At 54.7% G+C, this 25,599-nt stretch carries 22 protein-coding genes; 5 read left to right on the forward strand and 17 right to left on the reverse strand.

Annotated elements, in window-relative coordinates; genetic code table 11:
• Window positions 1–146: 146 nt before the first annotated feature.
• From pgmB to J2Z70_RS01565, 5 genes are all read right to left on the reverse strand, one after another.
• Entirely contained in the window at window positions 147–3,164 is a 3,018-nt protein-coding gene (gene pgmB / locus J2Z70_RS01545) for a beta-phosphoglucomutase (protein ID WP_209868667.1), read from the reverse strand.
• Between the two features lie 108 nt (window positions 3,165–3,272).
• Window positions 3,273–4,364, reverse strand: a complete 1,092-nt coding sequence (locus J2Z70_RS01550) for a carbohydrate ABC transporter permease (RefSeq protein ID WP_076074751.1) — start codon at window positions 4,362–4,364, stop codon at window positions 3,273–3,275.
• Entirely contained in the window at window positions 4,364–5,479 is a 1,116-nt protein-coding gene (locus J2Z70_RS01555; protein WP_051478249.1) for a carbohydrate ABC transporter permease, read from the reverse strand. Before J2Z70_RS01555 ends, J2Z70_RS01550 begins: the two co-directional genes overlap by 1 nt.
• A gap of 136 nt (window positions 5,480–5,615) precedes the next feature.
• Complete coding sequence (locus J2Z70_RS01560; RefSeq protein ID WP_209868669.1) at window positions 5,616–7,046, reverse strand: ABC transporter substrate-binding protein; 1,431 nt, start codon at window positions 7,044–7,046, stop codon at window positions 5,616–5,618.
• Between the two features lie 355 nt (window positions 7,047–7,401).
• Window positions 7,402–8,406 (reverse strand): LacI family DNA-binding transcriptional regulator, encoded by a 1,005-nt coding sequence (locus tag J2Z70_RS01565; protein WP_209868671.1) that lies wholly within the window; start codon window positions 8,404–8,406, stop codon window positions 7,402–7,404.
• 348 nt (window positions 8,407–8,754) lie between these two features.
• Between J2Z70_RS01565 and J2Z70_RS01570 the strand changes: the two genes are divergently transcribed.
• From J2Z70_RS01570 to pepT, 4 genes are all read left to right on the forward strand, one after another.
• Window positions 8,755–9,798, forward strand: a complete 1,044-nt coding sequence (locus J2Z70_RS01570; RefSeq protein WP_209868672.1) for an LLM class flavin-dependent oxidoreductase — start codon at window positions 8,755–8,757, stop codon at window positions 9,796–9,798.
• An 889-nt stretch (window positions 9,799–10,687) separates the two neighbouring features.
• Window positions 10,688–11,662 (forward strand): hypothetical protein, encoded by a 975-nt coding sequence (locus tag J2Z70_RS01575; protein ID WP_209868674.1) that lies wholly within the window; start codon window positions 10,688–10,690, stop codon window positions 11,660–11,662.
• Between the two features lie 28 nt (window positions 11,663–11,690).
• Window positions 11,691–12,371, forward strand: coding sequence for a sortase (locus J2Z70_RS01580; protein WP_209868676.1), 681 nt, complete (start codon window positions 11,691–11,693; stop codon window positions 12,369–12,371).
• 58 nt (window positions 12,372–12,429) lie between these two features.
• Window positions 12,430–13,662: a peptidase T gene (gene pepT / locus J2Z70_RS01585; protein WP_209868677.1), complete on the forward strand. Its 1,233-nt coding sequence runs from the start codon at window positions 12,430–12,432 to the stop codon at window positions 13,660–13,662.
• Window positions 13,663–13,765: 103 nt separating this feature from the next.
• Here the strand turns inward: pepT and J2Z70_RS01590 are convergent, their stop codons facing one another.
• From J2Z70_RS01590 to hxlA, 4 genes are all read right to left on the reverse strand, one after another.
• On the reverse strand, window positions 13,766–14,899 hold the full coding sequence (locus J2Z70_RS01590) for an NADH-dependent flavin oxidoreductase (RefSeq protein WP_155991606.1): 1,134 nt from the start codon (window positions 14,897–14,899) through the stop codon (window positions 13,766–13,768).
• A 95-nt stretch (window positions 14,900–14,994) separates the two neighbouring features.
• Entirely contained in the window at window positions 14,995–15,369 is a 375-nt protein-coding gene (locus J2Z70_RS01595; RefSeq protein WP_036728101.1) for a winged helix-turn-helix transcriptional regulator, read from the reverse strand.
• A 143-nt stretch (window positions 15,370–15,512) separates the two neighbouring features.
• Window positions 15,513–16,070 carry a 6-phospho-3-hexuloisomerase gene (hxlB, locus tag J2Z70_RS01600; protein ID WP_209868679.1) on the reverse strand — a complete coding sequence of 186 codons (558 nt, stop codon included), beginning with the start codon at window positions 16,068–16,070 and terminating at the stop codon, window positions 15,513–15,515.
• A 6-nt stretch (window positions 16,071–16,076) separates the two neighbouring features.
• Window positions 16,077–16,709, reverse strand: a complete 633-nt coding sequence (hxlA, locus tag J2Z70_RS01605; protein ID WP_036728098.1) for a 3-hexulose-6-phosphate synthase — start codon at window positions 16,707–16,709, stop codon at window positions 16,077–16,079.
• Between the two features lie 246 nt (window positions 16,710–16,955).
• Between hxlA and J2Z70_RS01610 the strand changes: the two genes are divergently transcribed.
• The gene (locus tag J2Z70_RS01610) at window positions 16,956–18,335 is read left to right on the forward strand and encodes an MATE family efflux transporter (protein ID WP_209868681.1); all 1,380 of its coding nucleotides are present in this window, start codon (window positions 16,956–16,958) and stop codon (window positions 18,333–18,335) included.
• Window positions 18,336–18,441: 106 nt separating this feature from the next.
• On the opposite strand, the gene J2Z70_RS01615 is transcribed toward J2Z70_RS01610, so the two are convergent.
• From J2Z70_RS01615 to J2Z70_RS01650, 8 genes are all read right to left on the reverse strand, one after another.
• Window positions 18,442–19,767, reverse strand: a complete 1,326-nt coding sequence (locus J2Z70_RS01615) for an extracellular solute-binding protein (protein ID WP_036728095.1) — start codon at window positions 19,765–19,767, stop codon at window positions 18,442–18,444.
• A gap of 123 nt (window positions 19,768–19,890) precedes the next feature.
• Window positions 19,891–20,691, reverse strand: coding sequence for a response regulator transcription factor (locus tag J2Z70_RS01620; RefSeq protein ID WP_036728093.1), 801 nt, complete (start codon window positions 20,689–20,691; stop codon window positions 19,891–19,893).
• Window positions 20,654–22,450, reverse strand: a complete 1,797-nt coding sequence (locus J2Z70_RS01625; RefSeq protein WP_036728290.1) for a cache domain-containing sensor histidine kinase — start codon at window positions 22,448–22,450, stop codon at window positions 20,654–20,656. The genes J2Z70_RS01620 and J2Z70_RS01625 overlap by 38 nt, the downstream gene beginning before the upstream one ends.
• 188 nt (window positions 22,451–22,638) lie before the next feature.
• Entirely contained in the window at window positions 22,639–22,881 is a 243-nt protein-coding gene (locus tag J2Z70_RS01630; RefSeq protein WP_209868683.1) for a hypothetical protein, read from the reverse strand.
• A 417-nt stretch (window positions 22,882–23,298) separates the two neighbouring features.
• Window positions 23,299–23,529 (reverse strand): cold-shock protein, encoded by a 231-nt coding sequence (locus tag J2Z70_RS01635; protein WP_036722714.1) that lies wholly within the window; start codon window positions 23,527–23,529, stop codon window positions 23,299–23,301.
• A gap of 130 nt (window positions 23,530–23,659) precedes the next feature.
• Window positions 23,660–23,860 (reverse strand): cold-shock protein, encoded by a 201-nt coding sequence (locus J2Z70_RS01640; protein ID WP_036722718.1) that lies wholly within the window; start codon window positions 23,858–23,860, stop codon window positions 23,660–23,662.
• A 278-nt stretch (window positions 23,861–24,138) separates the two neighbouring features.
• Complete coding sequence (locus J2Z70_RS01645) at window positions 24,139–24,417, reverse strand: hypothetical protein (RefSeq protein WP_036722720.1); 279 nt, start codon at window positions 24,415–24,417, stop codon at window positions 24,139–24,141.
• Between the two features lie 69 nt (window positions 24,418–24,486).
• Window positions 24,487–25,593, reverse strand: coding sequence for an MBL fold metallo-hydrolase (locus J2Z70_RS01650; protein ID WP_209868685.1), 1,107 nt, complete (start codon window positions 25,591–25,593; stop codon window positions 24,487–24,489).
• Between the last annotated feature and the right edge of the window lie 6 nt (window positions 25,594–25,599).

The following is a 25,599-nucleotide window of genomic DNA, read 5'->3' on the forward strand; positions in this document are numbered from 1 at the left end:
CATTGTATTCGGTTTTCCGCATACATTGCGGCCGCGTGCCTTCTCGCAGCACAATGTGTTCGGTTTTCGGCATACATCTAGCCACGCGCCTGCTCCCTTACTATACGGACAACAAACTCGCTGCCCGATGCCCCCTCCGCCAGCGGCTAACGCGCGAACAGCTTAAGCAGCTTCCCGGCGTCCAGCTCCGCCGTAGTGGGCAGCACCAGGTCGGCCGCGCCAAGCTGCTCGGCCGACCCAATACCTACAGCCTTCATGCCCGCCGCCCGGATCGCGTCCACGCCTGCGGCTGCATCCTCCACGCCGATGCAGTTGCCCGGCGGAACACCCAGCCGCTCTGCCGCCTGCAGGAAGATCTCCGGATCGGGCTTGCCCTTCCGGAGCGCAGCCGGGTCGGCAACGGCCTGGAACCACCGGGCTGCGCCGAGGCGCTCCAGAATGAGCGGCGCATTCAGGCTGGCCGAGGCCAGCCCCACGGAGATTCCCCGCTCGCGCAGGGAATCGAGCAGCTCCCGGATCCCCGGCAGGAGGTCCGCCGGGGTGATACGGCCGATCATCTGCCGGTAATGATCGTTCTTCTGCTCCGCCAGCCGGAGCTTCCCGGCTTCAGGCAGCTTCGCAAGGGCGCTGCCCTCCAGCACGATCTCCAGCGACTCCACCCGGCTGACGCCCTTCAGCCGTTCATTCTTTTCCCGGCTGAAGGGGATACCCAGCTCATCCGCGAGGGCCTGCCAGGCAAGATAATGAGCTTCGGCGGAATCCGTAATCACGCCGTCGAGATCGAAGATTACAGCCTCCAGCCGCTGCGCCAGCGACAGCCTCACCGGCTCCTGCGGAAGCAGCTGCAGCGCCTGCTTCTTATGCCTGATCTCAAGCGCCGTCCCCTCCAGCAGCGTATACACTACCGCCTCACGTTCAACGGAGATTTCCAGCAGCTGACCGCCCACTGTAACCTTGAAGCGGTAGCTCTCCCACTGCTCCGGCAGGACAGGGGCAAAACCCAGTTCTCCCTGAGACAGCCGCATGCCGCTGAAGCCGTTCACCATCGACATCCAGGACCCGGCCATCGCTGCCATATGCAGCCCGTCCTTGGCATTGTGGTTGATATCGTCCAGATCCATCCGTACTGTGCGGCTGAAATAACGGTATGCCCCGGCCAGATCGCCGATCTCCGCAGACATAATACTGTGGATGCAAGGAGACAGCGAGGAGTCATGCGTCGTCAGCGGCTCATAATAATGGTAGTTGCGCAGCTTATCCGCCAGGCTGAACTTGTTTCCGAGCAGAAACAGAGCCATTACCAGATCGGCTTGCTTCAGCACCTGATGCCGGTAGATCACCAGCGGGTGGTAGTGAAGCAGCAGCGGATACTTATCCGCAGGCGTATGCTCGAAATCCCATTTTTGCTTACTCAGAAAGGTATCATCCTGGGCATAGATCCCGAGCTGCTCGTCAAAAGGAATAAACATCCGTGCTGCGGCCTCTCTCCAGCCCTCTGCCTCTTCGGGAGTTAACCTGATCGCCTGCCGCAGCCGTTCGTAATCCGCGGGATAGTCCCGCTGAAGCAGCAGAACTGTCTCATAGGCATACTGGAGCTGATCCTGCACCATGAGGTTGGTGTAAGCATTGTTATTGACAATCGCCGTGTATTCATCCGGCCCTGTTACTGCATCGATGCAGAAGGCCCCTCCGCGCGCGGGGTTATAGTGGCCCAGATCGGCCCAGAACCTTGAGGTCTCGAACAGCATCTCCGCACCCCGGCTAACCAGAAATTCCATATCGCCTGTGGCCTGGATATATTGCTTCAGGCCGTAGGCAATGTCCGCATTGATATGCGCCTGTGCAGTGCCTGCGGGGAAGTAGGCGGAGTTCTCCTCGCCGTCAATGGTCCGCCACGGGTACAGTGCCCCCTTCTGCGACATGACCGCTGCCCGCTCTCTGGCCTTGCCGAGCGTAGCATAACGGAATTCCAGCAGCGCACGGGCGATCTCCGGCTGCGTGAAGGTGAAGAACGGCAGCATGTACATCTCCGTATCCCAGAAATAATGCCCCTCATAGCCTTCGCCGGTCAGGCCCTTGGCTCCGATATTCGTTGCTCCGTCCCGGCCCACGGATTGCAGCAGCTGATAAGCATTGAAGCGGATGCCCTGCTGGAGTGCAAGATCACCGCTAATCTCAACATCCGCATGTGCCCAGAAGCTGTCCAGATACGCCTGCTGCTCCCCGGCCAGACCGGCGAAGCCCAGCTCCTTGGCCAGCGCCAAGACATCAGCACTCCTGCCGGCCAGCTCCTCCTCCCCGTAATCTCTGGAGGTATGATACGTTATATATTTGGTAAGCGTCACCGTCTCTCCGCTGCGGACAGCAGCGGCGTAACAGACGGAGATGCGCTGCCCGATCAATTGGTGGCTCATCTCCCGCCCGGACTTCGCCTGCAGCGCATGGCTGACAGCGGTCAACAGCGCAAACCGCGTGTGGCGGGTGCGCTGCTTCATCCACAGGTTCCCGGAGGCTTCGTCATAACCGGTATCCTCCAGCAGCAGGCTGGGCACCGCACTGCCCGCTCCCAGCCTTGGATCATCCGTCGCCTCCGGCCGCCGGATCTCGCCGTCCACCGCAGAATCGAACTTCAGTGTCCCGGAGAAGTTCAGCGCCGTCACCGCATAGTCGATAGCGGCCAGATGCTTATGCGTCAAGGCAACCATCCGGCGGATCACCAGCAGTACCCGGTGCCCGGCGGGAGATTCCCACTCCAGCTCCCGGTGCAGCATACCGCTGCGCATATCCAGCCGGCGCTTATACCGGTGTAGCTTCCCCTGATCCAGCCGGAACTCATGGCCTTCGATGCTGAGCCGGATGATACGGGCATCGCTGACATTCAGCATAGCCTGGTTGCGGGAGGGGTACCCGAAGGCTCCCTCAGGATAGACAACCGGCTCAGAATCAAAGAAGCCGTTCAGATAATTTCCGGCTACCGAAGCCCCCGCCTTGCCATGATAGCCTTCCTCGAAATTCCCGCGCATACCGATATAGCCGTTGCCTAGTGCAAAGACACTCTCGCTCCGCTGATTGTATTCATCCTCGTAGTGTTCCTCTTCAATACTCCACTCCCTGTAAGGGTATAAGGTGGAAGGATTCTCACAGGACTTCATCTTTATTTTCATCTCCGTACTTATCTCCGTACTTATCTCCGTACTTATCTCCGTATTTGTCTCCGGTCTCATCTTCGTATTCTCCTCCCGATTGCCGGCTTCTCTTGTCCCAGCCGCAGATCAGCCTTTGACTGAGCCGCCCATCAGACCCCGGACGAAATACTTTTGCAGCAGGAAGAAGATCGCCAGCGGCATCAGCATCGAGATAAAGGCTGCCGAGGTCAGCAGATGCCAGTCATTGCCGCGCGAGCCGACCAGATCGGCGATCTTCATCGACATGACCTGCACCGACGGCTGGTTCCCGATGAAGATCAGCGACACCAGATAATCATTCCATACCCAGAGGAACTGGAAGATCCCGATGGAAGCGAGCGCGGGCACGGAGAGCGGCAGAATCAGTCTGCTGAAAATAGTAAAGTGGCTGGCGCCGTCAATAAAAGCCGATTCAAACAGATCCTTCGGCAGCTGGCTGATGAAGTTGTACATGAAGTACGTAACCAGCGGCAGCCCGAAGGCCGTATGTGCCAGCCAGATTCCAAGATAACTGCCGTTCAGCCCAAGCGCCGTGTAATCCTTGAGGACCGGAATTAGCGCAACCTGAATCGGAATGACCAGCATCGCAATAATAATGACGAACAGCGTCTTGCGTCCGGGGAACCGTAACCAGGCGAAGGCATAGGCGGCAAAAGAGGCGATCAGCACCGGAATCACCGTCGCCGGAACAGCAATCGTCAGTGTATTCCAGAACGCCTGCGACAATCCGCTCCCCTTTTGCACCGTTTCACTGCCGTCCGCTTCCTTGAGTGTGTACTCCTTGCCGGACAGCACATTCTTATAGTTGTCGAGCGTGAGGTCAGGCACCGCCTGCCAGCCCTGCTCTTGCATATTCACCGTGCGTGCCCTGCGGTTCTCCCACATCAGGCGGCTGCCATCCGCCTTCACCCCTGCCTTGAGCTGTTCATCCGTATAGGTCTTGCCGTTCACCTCAATCGGCTCTCGCAGATCAACCTCCTTGGGAAGCTGCACCGTCTCGCCCGCTTTCCATTCCTGATGGGGGAACACCTTCCACCAGCCCGTCTGCAGAATATCCGCTGCGGGACGGAAGGAGGAGGCGAAGAGTCCGAAGGTCGGCAGAATCCAGAGGAAGCAGATGACGCCCAGAATCAGATTGACGGCCGTTTTGCTGCCCTTTTTTTTCTTGGTACCCACCATTAGAATCCCCCCTGCTTGCGAAACTGCCGCAGATTAATAAGGATAACAGGCAATACCGCGATCAGGAGCACGATAGCCAGCGTAGAGCCGTAGCCGAAGTTGCGGTACATGAAGAATTGTCGGTAGAACTGCGTCGCTACAACCTCTGTATCGTATTGACCGCCTGTCATCACCATGACAACGTCAAATATTTTCAGCGTAAAGACAATAATCGTGGTGGTCACCGTCAGAATCGTCGTAGAGATGTAAGGAATCATGATGCCAAAAAAGATCTTCACCTCACCCGCGCCATCCACCCGTGCAGCCTCCAGAATATCCTCGGGCACTCCTTTGATGGCCGCTGAGAAAATAACCATCGCAAACCCCGTCTGCATCCAGATCAGAATGATAATAAGGAAGAAGTTGTTCCATGGCTGCAGCATACTCGTCCACGCCTGCGGTTCACCGCCGAAATAAGTGACAATCGCATTCAGCAATCCAATCTGCTCATCGCCCGGCTGATAATAATAGACGAACTTCCAGATGACCCCGGCGGCAACAAAGGAAATGGCCATCGGCATGAAAATAATCGATTTGGCGATCCGCTCATAGCTGCTGCGGTCGGCAAGAATGGCAATCAGCAGCCCGAAGCAGACACAGGCCAGCGTGCCCACGAACACCCAGAGCAGGTTGTTGCGCAGAGCCGTAGCCATCAGACGGTCGCTGAAGATGGCGGCGTAATTGCTGAGTCCGACGAACTTCTCGGAGGAAGCGTTGAAGAAGCTTAAGTACAGCGTCCGCAGGGCAGGCAGAATCAGCAGCCAACCGAGAATAAGGACAGCCGGTCCGACAAAAACATATGGCAGCACCTTCCTGCGGACATGGTCCGGGTACTGCTCCACGGCCCAGGTCAAGGTGTAGTAGATCAGATATACGCCCAGCACGCCCCACAACACTGCGAGCACCGCTGTCAACAGCGGTTGAAGCGTTGAATCGCGGAAAAACAGGAAAATCAGCCCGTTGACCACAATATTCGCAAGCAAGACGCCCAGCGATAGCAGGACTGCCCTGCCGCTGATTCTCTGATTGGCCTGCGCCCCGGCGGCACCCGGTTCCGGCCTTATTTGTGCATCCATATCGGTTCCTCCTATAGGCTCTGTTAGAGCAGAGCCCTCTTCATAAGCACCCGTTACCACCAGCTGAGGGGCAGGCCTGATTGCTCAAGACCGCCCCTTCAACCTCTTGGTGTCTAAGTCCCGTGCTGCCTGCTTCTTAGTTCTTCCAGCCTGACTGAATCTGCTCCAGGGCCTGATCCAGCGTAGCCGTTCCGCTCACATAGTCAGTCATGCCCTTCCAGAAGGTACCTGCACCCACCTTGCCTGGCATCAGGTCCGAGCCATCGAAGCGCAGGGTCGAAGCATCCTGCACCAGCTTCGCCATCCGGCGGTCGGATTCGGACTGGTACCAATCCAGGGAAGCATCATTCATCGGGGCAATGACACCGCCGGATTGCACCCAGCTTTTGATCGATTCGCCAGTAGTGAAGAACTCCATTACAGCGCGTACTTCAGGGCGGTCATTGAACATAGCGTAGATGTCGCCTGCCACCAGGACCGGCTTGCCGTACTGCTCATCAATCGGCGGAAGATAGAACCAGTCATAGTCTGTATCCACCTTGGCCGTTTCCGGGAAGAAGCTGGTAATGAAGTTCCCCATCAGGTTGAACCAGGCTTTGGGCGGATTCTCGAACATCGGCTTCGGAGCATCGCCAAATGCAGTAGTGACAATGGATTTAGCACCGCCGTAGACATAATCCTTATTCATCCAGATCTTGGACATCACTTCCACCGCGTTCTTCACTTCCGGCGAGGTGAACGGAAGCTCACCGCTTACCCACTTGTCGTAATTCTCAGGCGTCGTGGTCCGCAGCATGATGTTCTCTACCCAGTCGGTTGCCGCCCAGCCGGTTGCCGCGCCGCTCTCGATGCCGATCGCCCAGGCAGGATCACCGTCTTTGGCGATTTGCTCCGTCAGGGCCATCATTTCATCCCAAGTCTGCGGAACCGTGTATCCCGCTTCGTCAAATTGCTTCTTCGGATACCAGACCAGGCTCTTCACATTGCTGCGGTTCCAGATCCCGGCCATAATCTTGCCATCCTTGCCGTCCATGGTGGACATATCCAGCCAGCTCTTATTGTAATTGGCCGTCAGCTTCGCCTGATCCAGCACCCCGGTCAGATCAATGACCTTGCCGGTCTTGGCAATAGAGGCCAGCAGGCCCGGCTGCGGGAAGTCCGCGATATCCGGCGCATTGCCGCCATCGACCCGGATATTAATCGTAGCTTCGAATTCCTTGGAGCCTTCGTATTGAATATCAATGCCGGTTTTCTCTTCAAATTCCTTAATGCTGCTCTCGAACTTCACCTGGTCCGCATCGACAAACGGGCCGAACATCGTGACCTTCGTGCCTTTGTATTCACCCTTCATCGCCAAGTCCAACGGGCTGCCTGCCGCAGCGGGATCAGGACTATCTGTTGATGCTGCGTTGTTATCTGCCGAAGGTGCTGCTGTTGGCGCTTCTGTAGCCGCCGGGGCCTGCGTTGGTGCAGCGTTGTTATTGCCGCCGCAGCCGCTAAGCATCATGGTGAAGGATAGACACAGCACCATCGCAAGTGACAGTTTACGTGCTGGAGCTTTCTTCATTGTTTCATACATCCCCTTTAATTGTTTTTAGAGACTGCATTGAACCAGCTTCATTACCGGAATCCGTTCCGGCAGAGCAGTAACCCACCTCCTTAACCTAATTCACGGACAACAGGCGCCCACACCCATTAACACCGCTAATTCAAACGTACATTCTCCATATCCCACAATAATGTATGCGCTTCCATTAGTCAGTTAGTACCTTCTTCAGTGGGTACGGTTCCTGAAACGGTTCCCGAAACGATTAGCTCACATTCCTCTAACGCGTCACTCTGAAAAGCTTTTCAGAAGAGTGTAAAGAAACCGTGCTGCCCTATCCCCAGGCAGCCGTGCTTCAGCCCGCAGGAACTACATCTCATTTCTCACGCGAGGATTCTCTTACGATTAGCTTATGCTCCATCTTCTCTTTCATGACAGCCACCTTGCCCGTGGTCAGCAATTCATGCAGCTTCTCGGCCGCCCGGTACCCCAGCTGATAGATAGGCTGTGCGATTGTTGTCAGCTTCGGAATGAACATCCCCGACATCCGCAGATTGTCGAAGCCGATGACCGACACTTGCCCGGGAACCAGAATATTGCGGTCCTTTAAGTAAGAGATCGTTCCCATGGCGAACTCATCCGCTACACAGAATACAGCTGTTAATTCCGGATATTCAGTGAACAGCTCGTGCGTTGCCTGATAGGCGTGTTCAAAGCGGTGGTTCGCGTACTTGATTTTCCCGATATTACGCTCCAGCCCCGATTCGCTCAAGGCTCTCACGAATCCCGCCATCCGCGGTGGTCCGGACACCGAATTATCATGATTGAAGCCGATCATCCCAATCTCTTGGTGCCCCAACTCAATCAGGAATTTCACAGCATCATACGCCGCCTGCTCATCATCCACCTCGACCGACGCTACCTCATACTCATCGGAATGGGAAGAGACCAGCACGAATGGGATTCGGCAGCCTATAAGCTTCTCATAATACTCAGGGTGCAGAATATCACTGGCGAACACAACACCATCCACCTGCTTCTCATGAAAAGTATCCATATAGGACAATGTCCGCTCCTTGTCACGGTCTGTATTGCAGATCATCAGACTGTAACCGAGCTTAATGCAGGCATCCTGCATTCCCCGGATCACCCCTGCGAAATACAGGTTCTCAATATCGGGAATGAGTAGCCCAAGAGTGAATGACTTCCTGTAAATTAACCCCCGTGCGAATGCATTAGGCTGATACTTGAGCTCTTCTATCGCTTCAATGACCCGGCTGCGCTTACTCTCCACGACCGTATCCGGGGCATTCATTACACGGGACACAGTGCTGATGGATACTCCGGCCATCTTGGCAACATCTCTGATTGTTGGCTTCATAGTCTGACTTCCTTCTTGATTCTTTTAGCCCGAAACGTGTGCCCTCCTTATCAGGATTGGCCTAGCCGCTTAAGTTAGAAAAGCTTTTCAAAGCGATTATAGCAAGGCTCCCTTAAATTGGCAAGCAAATTGTTATGCGCTTACATTTTTGTCCACTGAGCTCTTGCTGTACGGTTGTAACCGTCCAAATTCAGTCCAAATACTCCAAATTCATCCCTTCAGTAACTGGACCTTTCTCCCTTCACACTCCCTCTCCCCGTAATGCCGCTTACTTAAAGTGTGTAAATTATATTATTTCATGTTATAATTGGCGGGTATATTGATTCATGGCTGCAAATAATGCTACTGATGCGGAATGCATCTACTATAGGAGGGATTCATGTGAAGCAATTGCACGACATACCATTCTCCGTACTGGATTTAGCCCCTATCCGGGAGGGCGGAACGGCGGCGGATTCTTTTCATAACACCCTTGATTTGGCTCGTCATGCTGAGAAATGGGGGTATAACCGTTACTGGCTGGCAGAGCATCATAATATGACCGGCATTGCCAGCTCCGCCACCTCCGTTGTTATCGGACATGTCGCAGCCGGAACTAAGACCATCCGCGTGGGTTCAGGCGGCATCATGCTCTCCAACCACGCACCGCTGGTGATTGCTGAGCAATTCGGCACGCTGGAGTCTCTGTATCCGGGACGGATAGATCTGGGTCTGGGCAGAGCCCCCGGCTCCGACCAGGCAGCCGCCAGAGCACTGCGCCGCAGTCTCGGCAGCGATGGCAGTGAATTCCCTGAGCAGCTTAGCGAGCTGCGGGCGTATTTCGACCCCGAAGGATCAGGCTCCCGTCCGGCCGGTGTCCGCGCCGTGCCCGGTGAAGGACTGAATATCCCGATCTGGCTGCTTGGCTCCAGCGGCTTCAGCGCTCAGCTTGCGGGCCAGTTGGGTCTGCCTTTTGCTTTTGCCAGCCACTTTGCCCCGGATTATCTGCTGCCGGCCCTGCATCTGTACCGCACCAGCTTCAAGCCATCAGCAGTACTCGACAAGCCTTATGTTATGGTGGGTCTGGGAATTACGGCAGCGGATACGGTGGAGGAAGCGCGCAGACTTGCCACTTCCCAGCAGCAGCAATTCCTGAACATTATTCGTGGCCGCACCGGCAAGCTCCAGCCGCCTGTAGACAGTCTGGACGGAATCTGGACCTCCCAGGAGAAAGCACTGCTTATGAGCAAACAGCAATACTCCATTGCGGGCGACCAGGCCCTGATCGAAGAGCGGCTGCTCCAGATTCTCGAAGAGACGGGTGCCGATGAGTGGATTATCGCTTCACAGATCTATGATCACTCTGCCCGCCTGCATTCGTATGAGCTTGTGGCCGACCTGTTGAAGAAGTAATAAGGCCGTAGTAGCTCATCAGATTTAAAATAGTGGAGCAGAAGCAATTACCTTTCAAATTACATCTTTTCCAAGCGGGGATTGTTCTTCAGGGGCGTTTGGCTTAGCGTAACGGACTGAGGTGCTCTTATTTGGGAAGAAAGTCGCCAACTGGGCGAGTAACGGACTCCATGGGCCTTATCCTTTACACTTCGGCTCCAAAACGTCTCTTAGGGAGACAATAAGGCCGCCTGAGTCCGTTACGCTGCAAAAAGTGGCGTTTTCGTGGGGATAAGGTCTCTCCGGTCCGTTAGATTTCGGGGTGGAGTTTAACAAGCTTATCCACCCTTTTAAACCTGACACTGTACTAGTCTGATTACTGCCCAGTCTATATATTCAGCCCATTTAACTACCTATGGAGAACTCCATTGAGGTAGCTGAATGGGCTATTTTAGTCTTGCAGCAAAAGACAAATGTGTTCGGTGTAGAAATGATGGAGCCGAGCCTTTCCAGATCAAATTGTTCTTTATAAAATACAAAATCAACTAATATATAGAGAAATAATGAGTTAACAGCAGTAAAAATTAAATAAATGCCGTTATGTTATAATAAACGCCCCAATTCATTCACTTAAAGTATCTTTTTCGGTTTTTCTTTATGCCCATTTGAGATTATACTGTAATTAATATTCGTTATAACGAACGGCAGTGTATTTTTACCATTCCGCCTCATTCACGCACGTCAGGCACATCCAGATCCGTTCGCACTCATTCTGATTTATATCATCGCTTTAATTAGTAGTAGTTCTTCAAGAAACTACTTTATTCGACAAACTATGATTTAGAAGGGCGAACCGGGGCGGATTGTGGCTGGTGGCTGCCGAAGGTCTGCACAGGAAGGGGCGGGGAGAGTGAAGAAGAGACATACATCTATAATTGGCGCGTATATTTTGGCCGTTCTGGCAGGTGTAATCTGGCATGCCGGAGGGGTCAGCGCTGAGGATACGATCAAGCTCACTGTCAACTCACATACGACCAGTACGGCAACCATGAACAACATGCAGCCGGGAGATACGATGGCTTCGGATTATAAGATTATCAATGACGGAAATGATCCGTTCGATTATGCAGTAGCCTTTCAGTTCCGCTCCGGGGACGCAGATCTGTACAATATCCTGCAAATGACCCTGCAAAAAGAGGGAGTAATCCTCTACTCAGGGGTAATGAGCGAGGCCCCGGGGGTAGTGACCATCGGCTCGCTCGCCGGAGGGGAAGAGGAAGCGATCGAAATGAAGGTATTGTTCCCGCCGGAGGCAGGCAACGAGTTCCAGGAGAAGACGGTAAGTGTCGCCTTTGAATTCACTGCCACAGCAGAGCCTGCGCCTACAGCCGGGCCGACTTCTACACCTCAACCCACAGATACGCCAACGGCTGCAGTAACGCCTATGCCTACGTCAACGCCGGGGTCCACCAGCAGCCCTGGCAGTACGCCGCCTGCTGCAACAACAGTCCCTACAGCCTCACCGGCCGGCAGTGCATCGCCTGGCAGTTCAGCAGCGCCATCACAGGCACCGGCAACTGCTACGGCAGCACCGGATGGAGTGAGCGTAAGCGAGGAGCCTGTTCCGCTAGGGGCGGGAGAGGAAGACGGCGGCAACCGTCCGTCCGCGACTCCGGATTCCGGAGCCGCTGCACTTGGCAGCACACCAGCCCCTTCACCAGGGAAGGAGGTCAACCTCACTGATGATGCGCTTCCGCTGGGCGGGCCGGAGGAAGACGGCAGACTGCCCGACACAGCCAGCCCTTGGTACAATCTGATTGCGGCCAGCCTGGTTGTCGCCATGATTAGTGTGCTTGTACTCCGCAGGCTGGGCCAGAAGAAGTAACTTTATGTATATGTAAGGAGGAGAGAGCATGAAGATACGCAGCGGGTTCACTTTAGCCGTCAAGCTGATCTTCCTGCTCTCCTTGTGCGTTATGCTATATTCCGCCTTCCAGATCCTCAAAGCGCCCGCCGAAGCCCGCGAAGCCCTGAGTATCTGGGACAAAAAGAGGGAGGAAGCCCAGCTTCCCGTAAGTTCCGAAGAAGAAACGCCGCTTCCTGAAGGTATGATCAGCAGCGCAGAATCACCAACAGGCGACAAACTTGCTTATATAGCAGGAGAGGTAATCGGGGAGATCTATTTTCCGAAGCTTAAAAAGCGGGTCGCCATTCTGGAGGGAACCGGACGGGCGGAGCTTAAGCGGGGCGCCGGACACGATGAGGCAAGTGCCGCCCCGGGCGCCTCAGGCAACAGCGTGCTGGCCGGACACCGTGATACCGTCTTCCGCAGTCTCGGCGAGCTGGAGACCGGAGACCGGCTTGAGCTTGCTACAGCGGAAGGCACTTTTACCTATGAAGTCACCGGGAGCCGGATTGTTGACGGAGATACGCGGGGAGCGATTAAGCCCAGCAGAGACCCCGTACTCACCTTGATTACCTGTTACCCATTCTCTTATGTAGGCGCAGCGCCCGAGCGCTACCTGCTCTCGGCCAAGCTAGTCTCCAGCCAGCCTCCATCCCCTTTCACTCCTCACCCTCCGCCTAAAGTATGAGACCCGGGCCGGATCGTGATAATATAGACATACGAAGCTGAAGAGGAGATGACCCGCATTGAAGGAAGAATTAATTAGACGTTTTGTATCGTATGCTGAAATGGATACCCAATCCAGCGAGGACAGCGAGAGCTGCCCGTCCACTCCAGGCCAAATGGTACTGGCGCATAAGCTGGCAGAGGAGCTGCAGGAGCTGGGACTGACGGAGATTACGGTGGACGAGCATGCCTATGTCATGGCCTCGCTGCCCGCCAACACAGATAAAGAGGTTCCGGTGATTGGCTTCCTGGCCCATCTGGATACCGCTACGGATTTCACCGGCACGAATGTGAAGCCGCAGATTGTAGAGAACTATGACGGGCAGGATCTGGTGCTGAATGAAGCCCAGAATGTTATCATGTCCACGAAGAGCTTCCCGGAGCTGAGCGGTTACAAGGGGCATACGCTGATTACGACCGACGGCACCACCCTGCTGGGGGCAGACAACAAGGCAGGCATCGCTGAGATCATGACGGCTATGGCCCATCTGCTGGCGCATCCGGAGATTAAGCATGGCAAGATCCGGGTCGCTTTTACCCCCGATGAAGAAATCGGACGCGGCCCGCATAAGTTCGACGTTGCCGCCTTCGGTGCTTCCTATGCCTACACCGTGGACGGGGGCCCGCTTGGGGAGCTGGAATATGAGAGCTTCAATGCCGCAGCCGCCAAAATCACCTTCCACGGAGTCAATGTCCATCCCGGTACAGCCAAGGGCAAGATGATCCATTCGTCCAAAATCGCCATGGCCTTCCATCTCCGTCTGCCCGCCGGTGAAGCCCCTGAATTCACAGACGGCTACGAGGGGTTCTACCACCTGATCTCCATGCAAGGCAGTGCCGAGCACAGCAAGCTGCATTACATTATCCGCGACTTTGACCGCGGGCAGTTCGAGAACCGCAAATCGAATATCGCCGCAATTGTGGAGGAATTCAAATCTACATACGGAGCGGACAACATCATCCTGGAGATGAATGACCAATACTATAATATGCGCGAGAAAATCGAGCCCGTCCGGCATATCGTCGATATCGCCCGGGAAGCGATGGAGGGCCTCGGAATCACGCCGGTTATCCGTCCAATCCGCGGAGGGACTGACGGCTCACAGCTCTCTTATATGGGGCTGCCCACACCGAATATTTTCACCGGAGGCGAGAATTTCCACGGCAAATTTGAATACGCTTCTGTAGACGTAATGCTGAAGGCTGTACAGGTTATCGTTGAGATTGCCCGTCTGGCGGAACATAAAGCGTAAATAAGATTATATTAAAAACAGCAAAAACCCCGTGCCGCCCTGGAAACAGGGAGCACGGGGTTCTTATATTGCTTTGGTCACAGACCGTTATCCGTCTGCCGCTTTATTGCTTAACCGGCAGCCAGCCCGGTGTATGGATCAATGCTCTCCAGAGCGGGTCCGGAATCACAAGCTCTGCTTGGGCAGCCGGATCAAGCTCTGTCTTAATCTCATCGGCCCGGCCCCCGGCCAGCTTCTGCACCCAGTCCGGTTCAATCAGAAGCGGACGGCCCAGCGCCACCAGGCTGATGCCGCTGTCCAGACTCTTCAGGGCATCGGCGGCAGAGTAGAGCGAGCCTACGCCAATTACCGGAGCTTTGTCTCCCGCCCGGTCTACGATCTGCTCAATACGCGGACGGCTGTCCTCCGTTCCCCGGCGTGGCAGTGACCACAGCTCCATGAGGGAGGCGTGCAGGTAATCCAGCCCCTCCGCTGTCAGCGCATCGATTAGGGCAAACGTGTCAGCCATCGTAATCCCCGGCGTTTCCGGCTCTTCAGGCGAGAAGCGGTAGCCTACAAGGAACGCACCCTCTGCATGCTGCTTCACCGCAGCCTTGACACTGCGCAGAACGGCCAGCGGGAAGGCGAGACGCTTCTGCAGATCCCCGCCCCAGCGGTCTTCGCGTCTGTTGGAATGCGGCGAGAAGAACTGCTGCAGCAGATATCCGTTCGCACCGTGAATCTCGACGCCATCGAAGCCGGCTTCGATCGCCCGGCGCGTCGCTTCACCGAAATCAGCGATAATTCCGGTAATCTCTTCGTCTGTCAGCGGGCGCGGAACCGCACCCTGTCCGCCGCCCGGCAGCTCGGCCGGCACATCGCTTGCACTGACAGGCTGTCCGTCAACCAGCTGCTCCGGCGGGCATTGGCGTCCGCCATGGAAGATCTGGAGCACGGCCTTCGCTCCTTCGCCCTTGATGGCCTCCGCCAGCTCACGCAGGCTTGGAATCAGCCCGTCATGATCAGCTCCGAATTCACCCGGGAAGCCCTTCCCGCCGCGTGAGACATAGACACACGCGGTAATGACCATCCCCGCCCCGCCCGAACGGCGGATATAATAATCCAGCTCCGGCCGGGAGACGGTTCCATCCTCATTGGAGGAGAAATTAGTCATCGGCGCCATGACCACACGGTTCTTCAGTTCAATCCCGTTCTTGAATTTGAACGTCTCCAGCAGCGGGCTATATTCTGTCTTCAGCATACCTATCAGCCTCCATTTATTTAAATCTTCACAAATGTTAGTATACAACTTAATTTTGCACAATACAAATAGAACGACTTCGTTTACAGTTGCTACCTATCACAGTGAGGTGCATCTTTCCAGATCACCTTGTCCCCGTAATTCTTGCCCCAGTCATACATCATGCGCAGCACCGGCATCAGAGTATGTCCATACTCTGTCAGGGAGTACTCTACCCGCGGAGGAACCTCCGCATATACCTGCCTGAATACCAGCTGATCCTCCTCCAGCTCGCGGAGCTGGTTGGTCAGCATTTTCTGGGTGATATGGGGGATCAGCTTCTTGAGTTCACTGAACCGCTTAGTCCCTTCCAGACCCAGGTGCCACAGTATAATCAGCTTCCACTTGCCGCCGATCACAGCGAGCGTAAGCTCCTTCTCGCAGTTGATCTCCTTCAGGTTGATACGGTCTTTAATTTCAGTCGCCAATATTTAGCCCCCTTCCGGCTATCATCATAATACAAATCCATCGCCCACCGCACATAAGCAGCAAAGGATGCCCTCCCGTCAAGGAAAGCATCCGTGTGATAGCTTTATTGTATTCCAAGCTCTATTCTATTCCAAATCGTATGCTATTCCAAATTGGCATGCTTGCCGAACATCCGGCCGGAGGTCTGCCCCGTCTGCTCCATGATCCGCAGAATAACTGCATCATAGAATACAAGCAGCGTCTGTTCAAACAAGGAGGCCATCGGCTGCAGCGTAGTATAGCCGCCGTCCGGCCGTTCCTTGGGAGCGCCAGGCAGCTTGACTGTATAATCTGCGAGACGTCCGATCGTCGAATCCGGCTGAATGGTTACGAGGACTACAGCTGCTCCGATTGCCTTGGCTTTCTCAGCCATGGAGACCAGTCCCTTCGTCTCGCCTGAGCCGGAACCCAGTACAAGCACATCGCCGGGGCCAATGCCCGGCGTTACTGTCTCTCCGACCACATAAGCTGTCCGCCCGGCCTGCATCAGCCGCATGGCGAAGGCCCGGCCCATCAGGCCGGAACGACCGGCACCGGCCACGAAGATCTGCCCTGCGCGCAGCAGCTCCTCCGTCAGCGCCTCACCTTCTCCGGCATTCAGCCCGGAGACAGAGCCCTCCAGCTCCTTCACAATTTCCTGTGCGTATTGCTGCGTGTCCATGGCTGCTTAAGCCTGGCTTACAAGGCGCTTCATTTCCGCAGCAGTTGCCTTCATGTCGGCTTCGCTAGTAATACCCCCGCCCACGATTACCAGATCAGGCTGCGCAGCAATCACTTCAGGCAGCGTACTCAGCTTAATGCCGCCGGCAATTGCAGTTTTGGCCCGGGTAACCACGCTCTTAATATCTCTCAGATCTGCGAAGGAATTCTTGCCCTCAGCCTGATGGTCATAGCCGGAATGCACGCAGACATAATCCACGCCCAGCGCATCCACTTCAGCGGCTCTGGCCTTGAGATCCTTCACGTTAATCAGATCGACCAGGATCTCTGCACCTGTCTTCTTCGCTTCCTCCACCGCACCGCGGATCGTTGAATCATCAGATACACCCAGCACAGTTACGATGCCCGCGCCTGCTTCCACTGCCTTCATGACCTCATATCCGCCAGCATCCATGATTTTGAGATCGGCCAGCACCGTAAGCGCCGGAAAAGCTTCCTTGATCGCTTTCACCGCATGCAGCCCCTCATTAATAACGACCGGTGTTCCAATCTCAACGATATCTATAGATTCGGCAACCTCTGCAACAACCGCCTTGGCTCCGGCAATATCCACCAGATCGAGTGCTAACTGTAATTTCATATGTGTAAGTTCTCCTTATCCGTAATATATTTTAGGAAGTGCTGCTTCTCAGTTTAGGGATATACTGCCGATTAGGGAAGTAGGCACTTTAAAGTGAGGTAGTCACCTGTAGGATACTATTGGGCGACGCCGGCGGATTTTCAGGCAGCATGTCTGAAATCCTACTGCATTTTCACAACAGCTGTGCTACCATACATTTGATTCAAAGATTCACAGCCGCAAGGAATCCTAATAAGAAGGTGTATGATGGAAACAAGTAAGCCCAAGACATTCAACTTAATGAAGCTGACCTGGCCGATCTTCCTGGAACTGTTCCTGTTCATGCTGATGGGCAGTATGGATACCTTCATGATCAGCTCGGTGTCCGATGATGCGGTCTCCGGTGTCGGCGCGGCCAATCAGATTATTGCCATAGCCATTCTGGCGCTTAGTGTCATCGGGAACGGCGCAGCGATCGTCGTGTCGCAATACCTCGGCTCCAAGCAGCCCAAGGAAGCCGCCCGAGTGATCGGCAATGCGGTGACCCTGAATCTTGCCGTAGGGATCGTACTTAGTACAGTGATGCTGCTGCTCGGAGGCCACCTGCTGCAGGCGCTGAACGTGAAGGGTGACATTCTCGCCTACGCCCGCTCGTATATCAACATTGTCGGAGGCGCGATCTTCCTGCAGGCCCTCATCAACGCGCTGGCCGCCACTATCCGGACCCATGGCTTCACCAAGCAGACGATGGCGGTATCGCTGCTGATGAACGTTATCCATGTCGGCGGTAACTATCTGCTGATCTTCGGCCATTTCGGACTGCCTGCGCTAGGCGTGGAGGGTGCGGCCGTGTCAACCGTAATCAGCCGCTCCATCGCTCTCTTGATCTTCTTCCTGCTGCTCTACCGGATTATGGAGGTACGCGTGAAATGGAGCTATTACGTTCACCTCTCCAAGAAATACGTGCTGCAGATTCTCAAAATCGGTATTCCGTCCGCATTCGAATCCGTAATGTACCAGTGCTGCCAGCTCGTCTTCACCCTGTACATCACCTATTTGGGGGCCGAGGCCATGGCAACCCGTCAGTATGCGGTTAATATCTCGAACTACATCTTCCTGTTCAGCGTAGCGGTGGCAATGGGGACCTCAATTATTGTGGGGCATCTTGTAGGTGCAAAACGGACGCAGGAGGCTTACTCACGGGTGTTCACCAGTGTGAAGTGGGCGCTGCTGGTCACAGTCATCATGGACCTGATCGTCATTCTGTTCCGCAAGCCGCTGCTGGGTCTGTTCACGGATAATGAGCTGATTATCGCTATGGGCGCCCAGGTCATCCTGCTCAGCTTCTTCCTGGAGACCGGACGGACCTGCAATCTGGTCATTATCAACTCGCTGCGCGCGTCGGGCGATGCCAAGTTCCCGGTCTACATGGGCATGATTTCCATGGTGTGCATGAGTCTGCCGCTGGGCTACTTCCTGGTGTTCACACTTGATCTGGGTCTGGCCGGGGTATGGCTGGCCACAGCGTTCGACGAATGGGTGCGGGCTGTTATTATGTACTTCCGCTGGAAGAGCCGAGCGTGGGAGAAGCATGGCCTGATCCAGCACGAACCGCCGGAAGCCGCTCCGGCCGCTCCGGCGCACTAATTCTGCGGCAGTACCTCAGGCCGGCTCGCCACACCAATAAGGGATGCTAATCAGCCACCGGAAATACGGCTGATTAGCATCCCTTTGTCATAAGCTTATCCCATGCTCAGTTCCCCTTGGCTACTGCAACCTTATGTCTGGCTGCGAACTGCTCCGGCGTGACTGCTTTGCCGAACAGCGCCTGGATCATATCCAGATGGACCTGGGCAGCATGCGGCTTCATCTGCACATCCGCGAACAGGGTAATACTGCTGGCATTGTTCAGTTCATTCAGCAGATCCACGTATAGCTGCGGCAGCTCCTCATTCGTGGTATCGACCTTGGTCGCCGGAATCACCCCCGCACTCGTCACTGAAGCCTCGCCCCATTTGAAGACGAAGTATTCGACAAAAGCCTTGGCCTCCTCCTTCACCCTGGACGATTCCGCTACGAACAGTCCGACACCCGGACCGCCTACCCAGTCGCCCGAATTCCCCTTCCCGCCTTCCACCGTAGGGAATTTGAAGAAGCCGACCTTGTCCTTGAAGGCCTGCGGAATCTCCGGGTTGGTCGTGAAGTTGGGCAACTCCCAGGTACCGGTCAGGTACATGGCCGCCTTTTCTTCCATGAATTCCGATTTGCCCTCATCATACGACAAGCCGTTAAAACCGTTGTTGAAGGCGTTCATATCGACGAGGTTCTGCACTTCCGCTGCTGCCTGCACCAGTCCGGGATCATCGAAATAGCCCGTCCCCTTCGTTGCCCGCTTGAGCGTCTCACTTCCGGCAATACGGTCCGCCAGATACATATACCACAGCGAGCCTGTCCACCGGTCCTTATTACCCAGCCCCACCGGAGGCACACCATGACTGGAGAGCGCTCTCACAACTGCCTTGAACTCCTCATATGTTGTTGGCACCTGAAGATTATATTGGGCGAAGATCTCTTTATTATAAAAGATCGGTGAGATGTTCATCTCCAGAGGCAGCGCATAGGTCTTGTTATCGACAACATAAGACTCTGTAGTGCTCTTCAGGAACTTATCCTTAAGCTGCCCGCCATGCAGGATGTCATCCAGCGGAGCAAATAATCCGCCTCTTACATAAGGCTCCATGAAGCCGGCTGCCCAGGTTATGCCTACATCGGGAAGGTCATTGGAAGCGGAGAGCACCTTGAGCTTGCTTTTATACTGCTCATTCTCCAGCACATCCTGCCTGATGATAATACCCGGATGCTCCTTCTCATATTCTGCGATAATCTGGCTGACCAGCTTATATTGCTGCGCGGAGAGTCCGGCGGGCCAGATGTGCATCATATGAATGGTTATTTTGGGGGAAGAGGCACCGGTAGCTGCAAGCTCACTATTATTCTCTCCCGCAGAGCCGCAGCCTGTCAGAACAAGCAGCCAGATGCAGGCCAGGAGCAGCCCCTTGGTCATGTGATTCCTTCGCATTGCCATTGCCTCCCCATCTCACATTGCAAAAGGCCGTAATTATCCATGTAATCGCTATCATTCAAATTCTAGCATCGTACTCTGAGGCAGATAAGGGCACATTTATTGGCTAAAATACCACATTTATTGGATTTCCTGCGCTCCGCCCTTCATCTGCTGACGGTACCGGCTCGGGCTTATCGCCTCCAAGGACTTGAAAACCTTAATGAAATATTTATCCGTCCGATACCCTACACGCTCTCCAATCTCCCCGACCGGCAGCGCGGTCTGGAGCAATAACTCCTTCGCCCGCTGAATCCGCAGACGGGACAGATATTCAGTGAAGGAGACCCCGGCCTGCTCCTTGAACAGCACGCTGAAATAGCTGGCATTCAGGTGAATCATCCCCGCTACCTCAGCCATCGTCAGCTGTTCGTGCAAATGCTGCTCCACATAGGCAATGGCCTCCTTAACCGGCTGCCCCATCCCGGCCTGCTCCGGGTCAATCTCCAGCAGCTTGTGATCCACCAGCTTCTCCAGCTTCACATGGCGCTGCTGCTCCTCCTCCCGCTTCAGCGCATCCTCGACCACTGTCAGCAGCTCGGACTTGTCCAGCGGCTTCAGCAGATAATTGACTGCCCCCAGCCGCATCGCCTGCTGCACATAATCGAACTCCGCATAGCCGGAGATGACAATGATCACCGGCTTCCGGGGAGCTTCCTGCAGCGAATGGATCAGATCCAGCCCGCTCACCTCCGGCATGCGCACATCTGTGATCAGCAGATGGACGCGCTCCTGCCGCAGCCGCTCGCGCGCTTCCACCCCGTTGTCGCAGGTCTCCACGATATACCGGCCTGCCGCCCATACTTCCAGCGTCTGCTTAATCCCCTGACGCGTTCTTGGTTCATCATCTACGATTAGAATCGTCTTGTTGCCCAGACTCATAGGTATCTCCTCCATTGCTTGGAATCTCAAACCTTATTACGGTCCCTTCAGACCGCCGGCTCTCTACGATCAGCCCCTCCGTCTTCATGCCCGCTTCCGCATAGTACAGCTTCAGCCGCCGCTGCACATTCACCAGCCCGACTCCGCTGCCCTTGGCAGAGACCGGGGGCCCGCCATCCAGCGCATCACGCAGCGCCAGCAGCGTGGCCTCATCCATACCCGGCCCGTTGTCCGACACCTCCACTGAGGTCCAACCCTTGCGGGAGGAGGGGGTGATGATTACTTCAATCACGCCCTTGCCGACGCGGCTCTCCACTCCATGCAGAATTGCGTTCTCGACAATCGGCTGAATCAGCAGCTTAGGTACCGGCACAGCAGCCTCATGCGGGTCAAGCCTGATGTCCCAGGACAGCCGCTCTCCCATCCGCATCTCCATAATCCGCAGATACCGCCTGATCTGCTCCACCTCTTCACTCAGCGTGACCCATTCATCCTTGTTGTGCGGGCTGCCCATAATGTAGCGGAATAGCCTGGACATCATGACCACTAATCCGGCCAGCTCCTCCTCTCCCTTCTCCTCCAGTGACCAGTTGAAGGCCTCCAGCGTATTGAACAGGAAATGGGGATTGATCTGCGCCTGCAAGGCTTTAAGCTCGGTCCGGCTCTGCAGGACCTCCTTCTCATAGACCACCCTGATCAAATCATTAATATTAGCCACCATACCGTTGTAGGTATTATTCAGCTCCCGGAGCTCCATGGTCGATACCTTCTGCGAATTGGGGGTCAGCACCCCCATACGGGATTTGCGCATCGCCCGGATCAGGTGAATAATCGGCCGGGTAATCATTGTCGACAACAGAAAGGATATAATCAGGAACAGCAGGGTTCCGATTCCGCCTGACACCAGCAGCACCGTCCGCAGCACGGACAGTCCCTTGGTGACATAGCTGACAGGTGTCAGCACCAGCAGCGTCCAGGAGGTCTTGTCCGAGCGCAGCTTGACCTGCACATACTCCTTGCCCCGGAAGCTCACCGTCTGATCCCCGCTCTCCAGCAGCGGCAGCAGATCCTCCTGCGGCGTTCCGCTGCTCCCGAGGAGCTGTCCTTCATCATTCACAAGCAGCACAGACTCCCCGCTGTCACTGCCGGAGAACGGATCGTCGAGCTGGAAGTAGCTGCGCTGGATGCGGGCCATCAGGTAGCCGCCCCGCGAGAACCAGCGGTCCATCAGGCTGACCTGGCGGATCGCCAGCAGGCTCTGATCATCATGCGGATCAACGCCGATCCAGACCAGCCGCCCCTTTTGGGCATTAGCCTCACTGATATGCTGCTCGTTAATCCTGCTCTCCAGGCTGCCTTCCTTAATCGGGAACAGCAGCCTGTAATCAGCGGTATATAGCTCCAGCGAGCCTACACTCGGCATGTACGCCTGATAGCTGGAGACAATTTGCAGCAGCGACTGGCGCTGATTGAAGGACACCTCATTGCCGTCCAGCTCCTCCAGCAGCAGCTGTTGAACGGTAGGATGATTGGCCACCTGCTCCATCAGACCGTCAATCTGGCCGGTCAGCGCGTCCAGCCTTCCGTTGGCCTGAACCGCCGTCTGCTGGATATGCCGCTCGGCATTATTTTTGAGCAGAATCGAGACACGGTCATACACAAATGCCCCGGACACCAGAATAATAATGAGCATCACCAGCAAAAAACCGATGAATATCTGATTGCGCAGTGTGTTGAGCTCTCTGAACCTCTGAAGCATCAGAATTCCCTCTTTCGTTGGCAGCGTTTCCAACTCTATTCTCCAAACCCCGGGAGTTTTGTCAAGATAAATCATTGCCCGCAGTGGAGAGACGGCTGCGAAGTCCCCAAGGATACCAGCAACAAAAAACCCTTAGCACAGTTCTCCCGGTTCGAGGAGCTGCCCTAAGGGCTTACACAGAAGACTACTTAGATGAACATTAACGGAGTGATCCATTCGAAATGCAGGGCCGCCCACAGCAGAGCCAGCAATACCGCGCCGATGCAGTAGCTTATCACCTTGCGGCGGGTTGGCTCCAGATAAATATCCAGCGGAATCAAGATCAGAATCAGACCAATCGCGATAATGTTAAGCATAGGCTTATGATAAAAAATCCCCGCTGCATTCAAGGCAACCGCAAGTAACGTCAGGAGCAGAAAATATTTTCTCATAGCTCCATCATCCCTGTATTATCCATTATTGTCAACCCGCTGATTCGCCGGCGTTTAAGAATGGCTTTACCGTCTTTTTCATGGATAGTACCGTTTTATAAAAGAGGTACTAAAGAAATTAACGAAAAGCAAAAAGAAACGGAGGGGAAATTTGGAACTGTAGGAGCGATAGCGTCCGCCTTTGTCACCGGATTTCCACCGCGATTAGCGGTTAAAATCAAGAAATCTGGTGACAACAGCGGCCGGAAGTCCAAATGTTCACCGCAGTGACGACCAAGCTTCGAGTTCAAACTTTAAATGCCTTTTATATATAGAGGTAAAAATCCAAAAAAAATAGCCCATTGCGGGCAAGAAACGGACAGCGGTATAGGGTTACTCTCCTCTAATTTCGTATAAACCGGTCAAAGAGCGACAGCCTTAGTGGATAGTCACACTCTTCTTAATAGCCTTCGCGTCCAAATTCTTATTAACGAGCGTAGGCAGCATCTTCATGCTCCGGGTCATGGGCGAATTACATTGCCAGCAGGTAGGCACATGTTGAAAGGCAAAGTTGTCGCGTATCCATCCGGTGCATTCTTCCTTGGTGCAGGACCAGATAGCCGTCTCTTCCTGCGGAAGATCTACCATTGCTTTTTTACGAAAATACATAAGTACCCCTCCTAATAGCTTGGTTAGTGCGTCCAACGGACTGTTATGGCAGAACGGAAGCTTGTTCTCTACTACATGGTCATAAAAAAAACTACCCTCAACTGGTGTTAAGGGCAGCTTATTTGTGGAATTACAGTTTTACAACGTTCTCAGCCTGTGGTCCACGAGCGCCTTGAGTTACGTTGAACTCAACGCGTTGGCCTTCGTCCAAAGACTTGAAGCCTTCGCCAGTGATTGCGGAGAAGTGTACGAATACGTCGCTTCCGCCTTCAACCTCGATAAAACCGAAACCTTTGTCTGCGTTGAACCATTTTACTGTACCTGTTTGCATGATATTACCTCCAAAGTTTATTTAACACATGTCCTTTTATTCCTACGTATTGTACGAACAAATAAAAATTCACACATTGGAAAAGGCTTCATACACAAATGCTAACCTTTTACAATATGTGAATTAAGGGTTAAATTTATGATTAACTTCATTGTAGCACACTATTTTCCCAAATGCAAAGGGTTACTGCCAATAACACAAAATAAATTTTAAATTTTAGAGAACCTTTGCCAGGGGCACGGCTTTGGGGGATCAGCCGCGCACCACCGGCTAAGGCTTCAGTCGATATATCCGGCCAATCCCTTGTCCATCAGGTAATCCATTTCCGCATCCAGAATGGTCTCCACCGTCAGCTCGTCCAGCTTCACATCGCGCTGCGCAGTCACATAGTCAACCAGATCATCATTATCGATATCAACCTCGCCTTTGGCATTGGCCTTGGCCTTATTAATGAACGTCTGCTCATGCTTCAGCACCAGCCGGATAACGGCCGGGTCCACCTTCGTCTGTGCAGACAATACCTCCACCAGTTCCTGCTCGTTCACTTCATTGCTCATCTTCGTTCGTCAGCTCCTTGGTATATATGAACCCTGATTGTACCACAAGTCCCCTTCAGGCGGGCAGCCTCATCTCCACCAGGGAAGAACCGGATATCCTGCGGCCCCCGCGGTTACAGTCTCCCCGATTCTCGGCGTGGCCAGCCGTACCCCTCTTAACGCCGCAGCAGCCGAGATCCGTTCTGCCGGATCAGTCCAGTCATGCATCGACAGGGTGAATGCGCCCCAATGGATGGGAATCAGCAGACCCCCCTGCACATCGATGTGCGCCTCGACAGTCTGTTCCGGCAGCATATGGATATCCGCCCAGCGCGGATCATATTGGCCGCATTCCATCAGCGTAAGATCGAAGGGTCCATGGGTACGTCCGATCTCGGCAAAATGCGGACCATACCCGCTGTCTCCGCTGAAGAAGACCTTGGTCTTCTCCCCTTGAATAATCCAGGAGCACCACAGCGTGGTGTTGCGGTCCAGCAGACTCCGCCCCGAGAAATGCCGCGCCGGAGCGCAGGTGAAGGTTATCCCCTCATAGGTAAGCGTATCTCCCCAGTCCTGCTCGCGGATCTTATCTGCGGCCACCCCCCAGCGGCGCAGATGAGCGCCGACACCCAGCGGTACAATGAACAGTCCTACCTTATCCTTCAGCTGGCGGATGGTTCCATAGTCCAGATGATCATAATGATCATGAGAGAGCAGAACCGCATCCAGCTGCGGCAGGAGGGCAGCCTCCAGCGGAAGCTGCTTGCTGTAGCGGCGGCCGCCGATGAACGGAAACGGGGACGGGGCACGGCCCAGCATAGGGTCGAGGAACAGGGTCAAGCCGTCCATCTCCAGCAGCACCGCTGAATGCCCGAACCAGGTAACCCGGGTGTCGCGGCCTGCTCCTATAGAGGACGGCAACAGCGGCTGCGGCTGAAGAGGCTCGGCAGGTCTGGAGTGGGGGTTACCCTTAATAAAGTCCTTCAGAATGGAGAGTCCGCTGCTTCCAGCCTTGTCACCGCTCAGTTCCGCAGTCTGGGGATAAGCAAATTTGCCCTTGCTGTAATGGGCGGAGCCGAGGTTACGGGCCCTCTCCTGCTCCCCGGCCCTGCGCCCGAACGCCGGATAGACAGTCATGATAAGATACGCAGCAGCAATAAGCAGGAGCAGTATAACGCAAATGGTAATCAGGGTCATGCAGTA

The organism is Paenibacillus silagei (assembly GCF_017874735.1).
Classification (GTDB): Bacteria; Bacillota; Bacilli; order Paenibacillales; family Paenibacillaceae; genus Paenibacillus_AQ; species Paenibacillus_AQ silagei.

Coding starts and splice junctions, on each gene's coding strand:
- pgmB (WP_209868667.1), bottom strand. CDS start 3,164: ATGAAAATAAAGATGAAGTCCTGTGAGAATCCTTCCACCTTATACCCT.
- J2Z70_RS01550 (WP_076074751.1), bottom strand. CDS start 4,364: ATGGTGGGTACCAAGAAAAAAAAGGGCAGCAAAACGGCCGTCAATCTG.
- J2Z70_RS01555 (WP_051478249.1), bottom strand. CDS start 5,479: ATGGATGCACAAATAAGGCCGGAACCGGGTGCCGCCGGGGCGCAGGCC.
- J2Z70_RS01560 (WP_209868669.1), bottom strand. CDS start 7,046: ATGAAGAAAGCTCCAGCACGTAAACTGTCACTTGCGATGGTGCTGTGT.
- J2Z70_RS01565 (WP_209868671.1), bottom strand. CDS start 8,406: ATGAAGCCAACAATCAGAGATGTTGCCAAGATGGCCGGAGTATCCATC.
- J2Z70_RS01570 (WP_209868672.1), top strand. CDS start 8,755: ATGCGGAATGCATCTACTATAGGAGGGATTCATGTGAAGCAATTGCAC.
- J2Z70_RS01580 (WP_209868676.1), top strand. CDS start 11,691: ATGAAGATACGCAGCGGGTTCACTTTAGCCGTCAAGCTGATCTTCCTG.
- hxlB (WP_209868679.1), bottom strand. CDS start 16,070: ATGGACACGCAGCAATACGCACAGGAAATTGTGAAGGAGCTGGAGGGC.
- hxlA (WP_036728098.1), bottom strand. CDS start 16,709: ATGAAATTACAGTTAGCACTCGATCTGGTGGATATTGCCGGAGCCAAG.
- J2Z70_RS01610 (WP_209868681.1), top strand. CDS start 16,956: ATGGAAACAAGTAAGCCCAAGACATTCAACTTAATGAAGCTGACCTGG.
- J2Z70_RS01615 (WP_036728095.1), bottom strand. CDS start 19,767: ATGCGAAGGAATCACATGACCAAGGGGCTGCTCCTGGCCTGCATCTGG.
- J2Z70_RS01620 (WP_036728093.1), bottom strand. CDS start 20,691: ATGAGTCTGGGCAACAAGACGATTCTAATCGTAGATGATGAACCAAGA.
- J2Z70_RS01625 (WP_036728290.1), bottom strand. CDS start 22,450: ATGCTTCAGAGGTTCAGAGAGCTCAACACACTGCGCAATCAGATATTC.
- J2Z70_RS01630 (WP_209868683.1), bottom strand. CDS start 22,881: ATGAGAAAATATTTTCTGCTCCTGACGTTACTTGCGGTTGCCTTGAAT.
- J2Z70_RS01635 (WP_036722714.1), bottom strand. CDS start 23,529: ATGTATTTTCGTAAAAAAGCAATGGTAGATCTTCCGCAGGAAGAGACG.
- J2Z70_RS01640 (WP_036722718.1), bottom strand. CDS start 23,860: ATGCAAACAGGTACAGTAAAATGGTTCAACGCAGACAAAGGTTTCGGT.
- J2Z70_RS01645 (WP_036722720.1), bottom strand. CDS start 24,417: ATGAGCAATGAAGTGAACGAGCAGGAACTGGTGGAGGTATTGTCTGCA.
- J2Z70_RS01650 (WP_209868685.1), bottom strand. CDS start 25,593: ATGACCCTGATTACCATTTGCGTTATACTGCTCCTGCTTATTGCTGCT.